We start from the raw sequence: 8,487 nt of genomic DNA on the forward strand, positions 1-8,487 counted from the left end.
AGGCCTCGCTCAACCTGTTCAACCTGAAGACGGGTCTGTCGGGCTTCGTGCGGGCGGATTACCGCATCGGCGGCGACCTGGTGGGCGGCGGCGGCCGGGCCGGCATCCGCTACCAGTGGTGAGGGCCCACTCCGCGGGACCGCGTCCCGCGGACGCCGGCCGCCGGCCGAGCGCCGGACGCGAGGGATCCGTCGCGAGGGGCCCGGCACCTGCCGGGCCCCTCGCGCCGTTCGGCGCGCTCATCCGCCGTTCACCCGGCCCGGCGCAGAGCCGGCGCGTCGTCCATGCCGGAGCTTCCCGATGCAGCGCCTCCTGATCCTCGCCGGCGCCGCGGCCGCCGCCCTCGGCTGCGCCACGGCGGCCGACGCCCTCGCGGCCCGGNGCCGCGCGCCGCGCCCGGTCCGCGGCGGGCAACAAAAAGGCCGCTCTCGCGAGCGGCCGAAGTCTAGGGAGGAAACGCCCGTGAAGGGCAGGCTCGTTGTAGCAGCCCGCCCGGACCGGGGAGGTGCGCGAGCGCACACGCGCGGCGCGGCGGTCCCGAGTCCGGGGCGCGCCGGCGCGGGCCCCTGGGCGCGCCGCCGCGGGCGCGTGCGGCGATCGTCCGGAGCGCGCGTCAGTGGCTCATCAGGCAGCAGACCGGCGTCGCGGCGAGGAGTTGCCGGGTGACGCTGCCGAAGATCCGCTCGCGCAGCCGCGAGTGGCCGTAGGCGCCGGCGACGATCAGGTCGGCCTCCTCCCGGTGCGCGAGGGCGACGAGGGCCTGGGCCACGCTGCCCGCCGCCTGCGGCCGCGCGAGGCGGAGGCCGGCGACGCCGTGCCGGGCGAGGTGGTCCGCGACGTCCTCCGCCCCGTCCGGCGCGGCCTCGGGCCCGACCGTCGCGATGCAGACGGACCGCGCGGCGGCGAGGAACGGGAGCGCATCCCGCACGGCGCGGCGAGCCTCGCGGGTGTCCTTCCAGGCCACCACGATCCGCGCGGCCGCGAGCGCGGCGACGCCCGGCGGCACGATCAGGACGGGACGCCCCAGGCGCAGGATCAGTTCGCCGGGCGCGAGGCCGGCGCACCAGCCGTCGTCGTCGTTCGCGGGCTGCCGTCCGACGACGACGAGGTCCGCGGCACGGGCCTGCTCGGTCAGGAAGGCCATCAGGTCGCCGCTTCGGGCGCGCCAGGCGACGTCGGCCTGAGGGCCGGCCCCATCGCGAAAAACCCGCTCCGCCCGGGCGAGGTCGGCGGCGGCGCGCGCGTCCTCCTCGCCGACGATGCGGGTGGTGACGTAGGCGCCCTTGCCGTAGAGGCGGACCGGCAGGGCCTCGCGGGCGGCGACGCCGACGAGCCGCGCCGAGAACCGCGCGGCGACCGATCGCGCCACGGCGACGCGCCCGCGCGAGCCGGGCTCCAGGTCCACCGGAACCATCACGCTCGCGACAGCCATCGTGGCCTCCTCGGCGAAGAACCCCAGCCGCACGCTCGCCGGGCGGCCCACGCCGGGACGATCGCCCGCCGTTGGGACAATCCCCGGGAGGCCGAAGGGTTCGCGCGGCGCACCACGCGCGGGGGAGGGCGCGGCCGGGGACGGGCGCGGCCGGGGACGGGCGCGGCACCGCCCCCTGGCCAGGGCAGGAGGGTTCGCGGCAAGCTCGCCGCCGACCGCGCGGGCGCGATCAGGCCCCGTGCTCCGAGGGACGAGCCATGACCGAGACGCGCGACCTCGCCCGCCTGCTCGCCGTCAACCCGTTCTTCGCGAGCCTCGGCGGCGCGGCCGTCGAGGCGATCGCGGCCTTGTGCGTGACGCGCAGCCTGGAGGCCGGACGCACCCTGTTCTTCAAGGGCGACCCCGGCGACGCCCTCTACGCGATCCGCCGCGGCCAGATCCGCATCACCACCGGGACGGAGGATGGCCGGCGAGTCACCCTCAACATGCTCGGGCCCGGCGACGTGTTCGGCGAGGTCGCCCTCCTGGACGGCCATCCCCGCACCGCCACCGCCCTCGCGAGCGAGCCGACCGACCTGTTCGTCATCCTGCGCAGCGACCTGCTGGCGCTGATCGAGAGCCGCCCGGGCCTCGCCGTGCAGCTGATCGAGCTCCTGTGCGCCCGCATCCGCTGGATGAGCGAGCGGGCCGAGGAGGCGTCGTTCCTGGCCCTGGAGCAGCGGGTCGCGCGCCGGCTGCTCGGCCTGTGCAACGATTACGGCGCCGAGGTGATGGTGTCGCAGGAAGATCTCGCGGTCTTCGTCGGGGCGACGCGCGAGAGCGTCAACCGGCAGCTTCAGGCCTGGAAGCGCGCCGGCGTGATCGCCACCAGCCGCGGGCGCATCCGCATCCTGGACATCGGCCGGCTCACCGCTCGCGCGCGCATCGACCCGGCGTGAGCCGGATGCCGGCCGAGGCGGGGATCCGACCGACCGCGCCGGCAGCGACGGCCACCGGGCGCAAGGACCGTCCTCCCGCGTCGCCCGGCCGGGCGCGTCCCGTCACCGGGCGCGAGCGACGGGGCGGAGAGGCGGCGCGCCGCGGCGCGCGGACAGGGACCTGACCTCCGCTGCCGCCCGTCAGGCGCGGGAGGGCCGCGGCGGGCAGGCGGCCGCGACGGCGGGCGCGCCCCGCTCCGCGCCCCGGGTGCCGGCGGCCGGATCCTCCGCCTTGGCCGGGGCGACGAAGCACCATGCTGCCAGAACCGCGGCGGCAGCGATGATGCGGATGATGTCCAGCATGATCTTGGTCCCCGTGTGCCGTCGGTGACGACGTCGACGACCCGCGGTTTAGAGCCTGGCGGTTTCAACTCCGTTGCGGGCCCGCCCCGGGCGCCGCCCGGCAGGTGCGATCCCGCACATCGCCGGGATCACGCCGCCGCGGGCCGGCCCATGGCGCCCGGCGGCCGACGCGGGATGACAAAGGCCCGCAGGACGAACCGAACCCGGGCGGGCGGCGTTCACTGAGCATGGGGATTCCCTCCAGATTCAGGTCGACAGCATGAAAACCCACCTCTTCGCCGCCGCGGCCGTCGCGAGCGCCTTCGCCTTCGCCCCGATGATCGCCGACGCCCGGCCGGGCGGCGGCTTCCGCGGGGGCGGCTTCAGCGGCGGCGGCTTCCACGGCGGCGGCGGCGGCTTCCGGAGCGGCGGCTTCGCGGGCAACGGCTTTCGCGGCGGCGCGGGCCTCGGCGGCGCCGGGTTCGGCGGCAACGGCGTCCGGGGCGGCGCGGGCCTCGCCGGAACGGGCTTCCGCGGCGGGCCGGCCGGCGGCGCGGGCTTCGCGGCCGGCGCGGGCGGCCTGCGCGGCGGCAACGCCGTCGTGAATGGCGGCTTCCGGCCCGGCGGCGGCGTGTACCGCGGGGCCGGCTTCGCGGGCAATCGCGGCGGCTACTACCGCGGGCGCGGCTTCGGCTACGGGGCCGCCGGACTGGGCCTCGGGCTCGGCCTCGGACTCGCCGCGGGCAGTGCCGGCTACGCGTACGGCGACGGTGCGTACGGGTACGGGGATTACGGCGACGGCTACGCCGCCACCGGCTACGGCGGCTACGGCGGCGGCTACGCGCCCGCCGGCTACGGCTACGCGCCCGCGACCGTCGGCGTCGAGACGTCGGACGCCGACCAGGTCAGCTACTGCACCCAGCGCTTCCGGTCCTACGACCCGGCATCGGGCACCTATCTCGGCAACGACGGGCGGCGGCACCCCTGCCCGTGAGCCCGGCCTGACCCCGGCCCGGACCGTGCCCGGCGACCGTCACGGCCGCCGGGCACGGGGGCCAGGTCCACCGCCCTGCCGCGGCCGCTCCCCGGCGCGCCGACCCCGGGACCGCGGCAGGGATCGTCCCGAACCCACTCGAGGATCCATCGCATGGCCACGGATACGCTGAGCCAACAGGTCCACCAGGCGCTGAGCCAGACATCCGCCGAGGCCAAGCAGGAGGCCCTGATCGGCGTGCTGGTGAAGGCCGTCCAGCAGATCGACGCCTTGCAGACTCGGGTCGCCGAACTCGAGACGCGCCTCGGCGGCATCTCGGGCGGCTACCCCGAGGCCGAGCGGGGCCCCGCGCTGCGGAGTTGACCGCCGCCCGGCCCCGCGTCGCCCACGTCGCGGGTCCGCCCGCGGCGGGGCGACGCGGGAGCGCAGCCGGTGCTCACGGCCGCGCCGAGCCGCCGAGGCTGACCTTGCGCCGCGGCGCCGCGTGCGAGGTGCCGTAGGCCGGCAGGACGTAGGGCTTGCGCGACTGCGCATAGAGGCTGCTGCCGACGATCCCGGCGGTGCGCTGGAGCGTGGCGTCCTCGCAGGTGGCCGCGATGCGGATGCCGAGTTCGTGCGTGTGGCTGCGGCCGTAGAGGTAGACCGCGAGGCGCGCCCGCGTGGCCTCCGGTATGTCCGCGACGATGTCGGGGACCCGCCGGGGGTCGGCGCGCGAGAGCTGGCCCAGCACCTCGAGGGAGACGGGACAGGCGGCGGACGGGTCGTCGATGCTGGTCGAACGGCTCTGGATCACGGGCGTACCTGCGGGCTTCACGATGCCCCCAGGATCGCCACCACAGGTTTAACGAAGCGTAAACGGGCCGGCGATCGGGCAACGTTTCGGAAAGGATGCGTCGGACCGGCGCATCCGCGCCGCGCTCCTGGCGCTGCACCCAGCCGACGCGGCCCGCGCCTCATGGGAGGCCCGACCCGTGCTGCCGGGCAATGCGGCTTCGGTCGTGACCGAGAGCCCGCCCGCGTGGAGCCCCACGCCTCGCGCGGCCGCGCGCCCACTCCTGCGGGGCGGCGGGACTTACTGGGCCGCCGTGTCGGGCTCGAGCGCAGCGGTGCGGCGGCGCTCGCAGGTGATCTTCAGGTAGGTCTCTGCTCGATCCACGAAGCCGCCCTGGGCGGCGATGGTCTCGCCCTGCATGAGGCAGATTATCGGCGTCGCGGCCGGCGCCACCGCCACGTCGAGGGCCGTGTCGCGCGAGCAGTCGGGCGCCGCCAGGGTCTTGGCGCAGACGAGCGCGATGGTGAGAAAGTCGGCCATGCCACCTCCACCGGCCATCCGCGGATACCCGCAGGCGGGCCCCGGGCCGGGGCGAACAACCCACCTGACTGGGCCGCCGCGACGCGATTCACGTGCCAGCGTCCCCGCGATCCCGCACTGCGCGACCTTATGTTGCAGCGCAGCAACGGCAGTGCAGCATCGCGCCGGCACGGGGGCTCGGGTTGAACCGACTCCGGGCGGCTGCTATCGACGGCGGGCGGGAGCGCCGGTGTAGCACAGCGGTAGTGCAGCGGTTTTGTAAACCGAAGGTCGGGAGTTCGATCCTCTCCACCGGCACCGCGGCCTTCTCCCCATCCCGCGAGAAATCCGGTGCCCGATGACGCAGGCCGGGCGCGCGACCGTCTCCGTGGATGTGCCGGAGGCGTGGTCGCGGTCCGTTCGCGGCAGAAGCGCCCTTGCCCCGGCCGCGCCGCCCCTAAAACCGGCATGCCCGGACGAGCGCGCGTGCGTCCGGCCTGTTCTTCGAGAAATCCGGGAACCTACGACCTTCGGGGGCTTTGGCGCTGTATCAACCCAACCGAGCGCAGAAATTTCAATGGCACTGCCAAGTCATAAGCCCGAGCGACGCACCAACACGATCATGCCGACACTGCTCGGTCTTGCTCTCCTGGTGATCGTTGTTGCGCTGGTCGCCTACGTGGCGCTCGGTCATTTCCCCCGATAATTCAGGACAGCGCCGCGATGGACACCGAGACGGACGTGCCTCCGCATCTCTCCGCACAGCGGGGCACCACGCCCGCTCCCACGGACGACGCGCACCCGAACGCCGCCATGCTGAAGGGCGACATCGATTCCGGTCGCAGCGGCGACAAGGTCGAGGTGTTCGATCCCGGCATGGCGATGCTGGGCACCTGCGAGGAAGCGGGAGGAAACGCGCTGTCGCCGGTCGACATCGCCAAGGCGCGGCGGGCGGAAACACAGGAACGGTGGCGGGGAGCCAAGCTCAAGCCCGGCTACGCGCACAACCGCGTGGTCGCGCCGCTGTACCTGTTCATCGGGTTCATCATCGTGGCCGGGCTGGGCCTCGGCTGCACCCTCTGGTTGCTGTGAGACCGACCGGCCGCGGCCCGCGCCGGGAACGTGAGCCGCGACCGCTGGCGGCGAAACGGCTCCGGCGAGGGGGCCGTGCTGCCCCCGGCGGTGGCGGGCACCGCGCCCGCCAGGAGCGGATCGCGGCCCGCGCCGTCGGGGGGGCCGCCGCGCCGCTCAATCCTTCAGGTCTTTGTCGATGCCGGCGAGGAGTACGAGGTGCTCCTTGATCTGACCGCGGGCGAGCTTGGCGACCCCGAGGTTCTCGCGATCCTTGCCGGTCGCCAGGTAGGCGTCCTGAATCTTGAGCAGTGCCTGGTGGCCCTCGATCTGCCCTTTGACGTACTCGCGGTCGAACGCCGAGCCGGCCTTGGCGCCCTCCAGCTTCTCCAGCATCGCCTTGCCCTTGGGGTCGAGCTGGCCCGTGACCTCGGGCTCCGACGGCGGCTGCACCTGCCCGCTCGCGGCGACGGTCTGGTCGCGCATCGCCTTCAGGACATCCGCGATGGTCTCCTGCTCGGCGACCTCGAACTGGGCGAATTCCTTGACGTCGTCGTCCTTGGCCTTCTTCAGCGCGACCCGGCTGGCGGCGAGGGACATCGCCCCGACCGCGAGCGTGTCGGCCGCGTGCTTGGCTTCCGCCTCGCCCATCTTGGCGCCAGTGTTGCCCGAAGTTGCTGCGGCAGAGCTCGCCGGGTTCTTCGCAAAAGCGGCACCGATGAAAGACGAAGAGGCCACGGCCGAAGCTATAGCGGTGAGTGCGAGGCGACGATGCATGGGCGTTCTACCTTGATTGTGCCGAGGGGCGCGTGAGCGCCGGGACCAACTCGCCCTCGGCTTGCCGGTTTCAGCTTCGCCTTGGGCGAGGGAATCCTGCGACAGTAGAGCGCGACCACGACCGCCCTGGCCGGATCGCTCGGTGCGCCGGCCACGGGGACGCGACCGTCGCGGGCCCGAGCGGCGGGGCTTCCCGCCCGGGCCCGCCCCCGCGCGGCAGTGCGAGCCCGCGGCCGAGCCGCCGCCGGGACGGCGCGCAGATCGATCCGGCCCGGGCCGCCGGAGCGCCCCGCCGGACCGGATGCGGGATCAGGGCGCCCGCGGCCGGGCGCGCTGCGGCGCCTCGGCCATGATGCCGGAGACGAGGGGGTTGAAGCTCGTGAGGCGGCGGTAGTCACCCCCGGCGTAGCCGCCATCCGCCCCCGCGGCGGCCGAATCCGTCCCCGCGGCCGGATCCGCGCCGGCGATCTCGATCCGGGTGCTCGCCATTCCCTCCGCCCGCACGAGGGCGAACAGCGTCCGGGCGTGGGCGGGCGCCAGGCGCACGCAGCCGTGCGAGGCCGGGGTGCCGAGCCGGCCCGTGGCCCGGCTGCCGTGGATGGCGTGGCCCGCATCCGTGAAGAAGATCGCGTGCGGCATCGGCGCGTCGTCCCACTCCCGGGAGTAGTGGATCGGCACGAGGCGGGAGGGCGCGAAGGAGCCCGCCGGGGTGGCGTAGCCCGCCGCCCCGGTCGACACGGGCCAGGCGTGGCGCTCCCGCCCGTCGACCGTGACGGTCATGCGCTGCGCGGCCTTGTCGACGGCGATCCGCACGTCGGCCGCGCCAGCCGGTCGCGCCAGGGCGGCGGCGGCGATCACCGCGACGGCGCCCGCGATCCGTCCTCTCATGCTCCAACCACCCTCGTGCGCACCGCAACCGGCGCCGGCCACCATCCTACGCGGGAGGCCGGAGCACAACACGGCCGAGCCGGCCGGCAGGATCCGGACCCGGGCGCCGGCCTGCGCGGGGGCGTGGCGCCTCAAGGACCCAGCGTGCCGCCGGGCCGGCGCCGCCGGGACGAGCGGTCCCGCCCCGGCGGCCCCGGGAGCCCCGGCTTGCCGGGGGTCCGGGTTCCCCCTACACACCACGCCTGCGGGCCGCGCGCCCGCGATGGGGGGCGGTGATGATGGGCTACATGCCGCGCGGGCTGGTGCCGTGCCTCCTCGCCGGCTTGGCGCTGTCGGCGCCGCCCCGGCCCGCGAGCGCCCAGGCGGCCTCTCCCTACGACGGGCGCTGGGCCGTGACCTTCGTCCCGACAGAGGGCGCCTGCGCCCGGCACCAGATTGACGTGAGCGTCACCAACGGCGTCATCGGCCACAGCGGCGACTTCGGACTGTTCACGGCCTCGGGCGACGTCAGCCCGCAGGGGCTGGTGGATGCGAGCATCGGCACGCTCGGGATCGCCGCCACCGCCCGCGGCCAGCTCGCCGGGGCCGGCGGCAGCGGCACCTGGACCTTCGCGGACCGGGGCTGCGCCGGCGACTGGACGGCGCAGCGCCTCGCCTGACGCCCCTGGCCCGAGGGCACGGCGGATCGCCGCCGGCCCGACACCGGCCCCGCGCCGCCGAGGATCCCCAGCCCCGCCGCGGCCCGCGCACCGGGCGGGCGGCGGCGGGCGGGGGC

The 8,487-nt window shown here is 75.4% G+C and carries 11 protein-coding genes and 1 tRNA gene; 6 read left to right on the forward strand and 6 right to left on the reverse strand.

Annotation, left to right across the window (positions count from 1 at the left end):
* Positions 1-613: 613 nt before the first annotated feature.
* Positions 614-1,432 carry a universal stress protein gene (locus DT057_RS05095; protein WP_128561033.1) on the reverse strand — a complete coding sequence of 273 codons (819 nt, stop codon included), beginning with the start codon at positions 1,430-1,432 and terminating at the stop codon, positions 614-616.
* A gap of 257 nt (positions 1,433-1,689) precedes the next feature.
* Here DT057_RS05095 and DT057_RS05100 point away from each other — a divergent pair, with 257 nt between their 5' ends.
* Complete coding sequence (locus tag DT057_RS05100; RefSeq protein ID WP_128561034.1) at positions 1,690-2,370, forward strand: Crp/Fnr family transcriptional regulator; 681 nt, start codon at positions 1,690-1,692, stop codon at positions 2,368-2,370.
* Between the two features lie 180 nt (positions 2,371-2,550).
* Here DT057_RS05100 and DT057_RS35390 read toward each other — a convergent pair whose 3' ends face one another.
* On the reverse strand, positions 2,551-2,712 hold the full coding sequence (locus DT057_RS35390; protein ID WP_162501325.1) for a hypothetical protein: 162 nt from the start codon (positions 2,710-2,712) through the stop codon (positions 2,551-2,553).
* A gap of 259 nt (positions 2,713-2,971) precedes the next feature.
* Here DT057_RS35390 and DT057_RS05105 point away from each other — a divergent pair, with 259 nt between their 5' ends.
* Together DT057_RS05105 and DT057_RS05110 are read left to right on the forward strand one after the other, a co-directional pair.
* On the forward strand, positions 2,972-3,685 hold the full coding sequence (locus DT057_RS05105; protein ID WP_128561035.1) for a BA14K family protein: 714 nt from the start codon (positions 2,972-2,974) through the stop codon (positions 3,683-3,685).
* Between the two features lie 153 nt (positions 3,686-3,838).
* Positions 3,839-4,048, forward strand: a complete 210-nt coding sequence (locus tag DT057_RS05110) for a hypothetical protein (RefSeq protein ID WP_128561036.1) — start codon at positions 3,839-3,841, stop codon at positions 4,046-4,048.
* Positions 4,049-4,121: 73 nt separating this feature from the next.
* Here DT057_RS05110 and DT057_RS05115 read toward each other — a convergent pair whose 3' ends face one another.
* Together DT057_RS05115 and DT057_RS05120 are read right to left on the reverse strand one after the other, a co-directional pair.
* On the reverse strand, positions 4,122-4,478 hold the full coding sequence (locus DT057_RS05115; protein ID WP_128561037.1) for a hypothetical protein: 357 nt from the start codon (positions 4,476-4,478) through the stop codon (positions 4,122-4,124).
* A 279-nt stretch (positions 4,479-4,757) separates the two neighbouring features.
* Positions 4,758-4,997: a hypothetical protein gene (locus DT057_RS05120; RefSeq protein ID WP_128561038.1), complete on the reverse strand. Its 240-nt coding sequence runs from the start codon at positions 4,995-4,997 to the stop codon at positions 4,758-4,760.
* Positions 4,998-5,222: 225 nt separating this feature from the next.
* On the opposite strand from DT057_RS05120, the gene DT057_RS05125 reads away from it, so the two are divergent.
* Positions 5,223-5,294: transfer RNA gene (locus DT057_RS05125), tRNA-Thr, on the forward strand.
* 405 nt (positions 5,295-5,699) lie between these two features.
* A complete protein-coding gene (locus tag DT057_RS05130) occupies positions 5,700-6,068 on the forward strand; it encodes a hypothetical protein (protein ID WP_238313106.1) in 369 nt (122 codons plus the stop codon).
* 156 nt (positions 6,069-6,224) lie between these two features.
* Here DT057_RS05130 and DT057_RS05135 read toward each other — a convergent pair whose 3' ends face one another.
* On the reverse strand, positions 6,225-6,698 hold the full coding sequence (locus tag DT057_RS05135) for a DUF4142 domain-containing protein (RefSeq protein WP_238313105.1): 474 nt from the start codon (positions 6,696-6,698) through the stop codon (positions 6,225-6,227).
* A 435-nt stretch (positions 6,699-7,133) separates the two neighbouring features.
* On the reverse strand, positions 7,134-7,712 hold the full coding sequence (locus tag DT057_RS05140; protein WP_128561040.1) for a L,D-transpeptidase: 579 nt from the start codon (positions 7,710-7,712) through the stop codon (positions 7,134-7,136).
* 275 nt (positions 7,713-7,987) lie between these two features.
* Here DT057_RS05140 and DT057_RS05145 point away from each other — a divergent pair, with 275 nt between their 5' ends.
* The gene (locus DT057_RS05145) at positions 7,988-8,371 is read left to right on the forward strand and encodes a hypothetical protein (RefSeq protein WP_128561041.1); all 384 of its coding nucleotides are present in this window, start codon (positions 7,988-7,990) and stop codon (positions 8,369-8,371) included.
* The last annotated feature ends 116 nt before the right edge of the window (positions 8,372-8,487 follow it).

The sequence above is a fragment of the Methylobacterium crusticola genome, from assembly GCF_003574465.1.
GTDB lineage: Bacteria > Pseudomonadota > Alphaproteobacteria > Rhizobiales > Beijerinckiaceae > Methylobacterium > Methylobacterium crusticola.

Excerpts from the sequence above, each read along its gene's own strand:
- DT057_RS05110 (WP_128561036.1), top strand. The coding sequence starts at position 3,839 with ATGGCCACGGATACGCTGAGCCAACAGGTCCACCAGGCGCTGAGCCAG.
- DT057_RS05130 (WP_238313106.1), top strand. The coding sequence starts at position 5,700 with ATGGACACCGAGACGGACGTGCCTCCGCATCTCTCCGCACAGCGGGGC.
- DT057_RS35390 (WP_162501325.1), bottom strand. The coding sequence starts at position 2,712 with ATGCTGGACATCATCCGCATCATCGCTGCCGCCGCGGTTCTGGCAGCA.
- DT057_RS05095 (WP_128561033.1), bottom strand. The coding sequence starts at position 1,432 with ATGGCTGTCGCGAGCGTGATGGTTCCGGTGGACCTGGAGCCCGGCTCG.
- DT057_RS05135 (WP_238313105.1), bottom strand. The coding sequence starts at position 6,698 with ATGGGCGAGGCGGAAGCCAAGCACGCGGCCGACACGCTCGCGGTCGGG.
- DT057_RS05140 (WP_128561040.1), bottom strand. The coding sequence starts at position 7,712 with ATGAGAGGACGGATCGCGGGCGCCGTCGCGGTGATCGCCGCCGCCGCC.
- DT057_RS05145 (WP_128561041.1), top strand. The coding sequence starts at position 7,988 with ATGATGGGCTACATGCCGCGCGGGCTGGTGCCGTGCCTCCTCGCCGGC.
- DT057_RS05120 (WP_128561038.1), bottom strand. The coding sequence starts at position 4,997 with ATGGCCGACTTTCTCACCATCGCGCTCGTCTGCGCCAAGACCCTGGCG.
- DT057_RS05105 (WP_128561035.1), top strand. The coding sequence starts at position 2,972 with ATGAAAACCCACCTCTTCGCCGCCGCGGCCGTCGCGAGCGCCTTCGCC.
- DT057_RS05100 (WP_128561034.1), top strand. The coding sequence starts at position 1,690 with ATGACCGAGACGCGCGACCTCGCCCGCCTGCTCGCCGTCAACCCGTTC.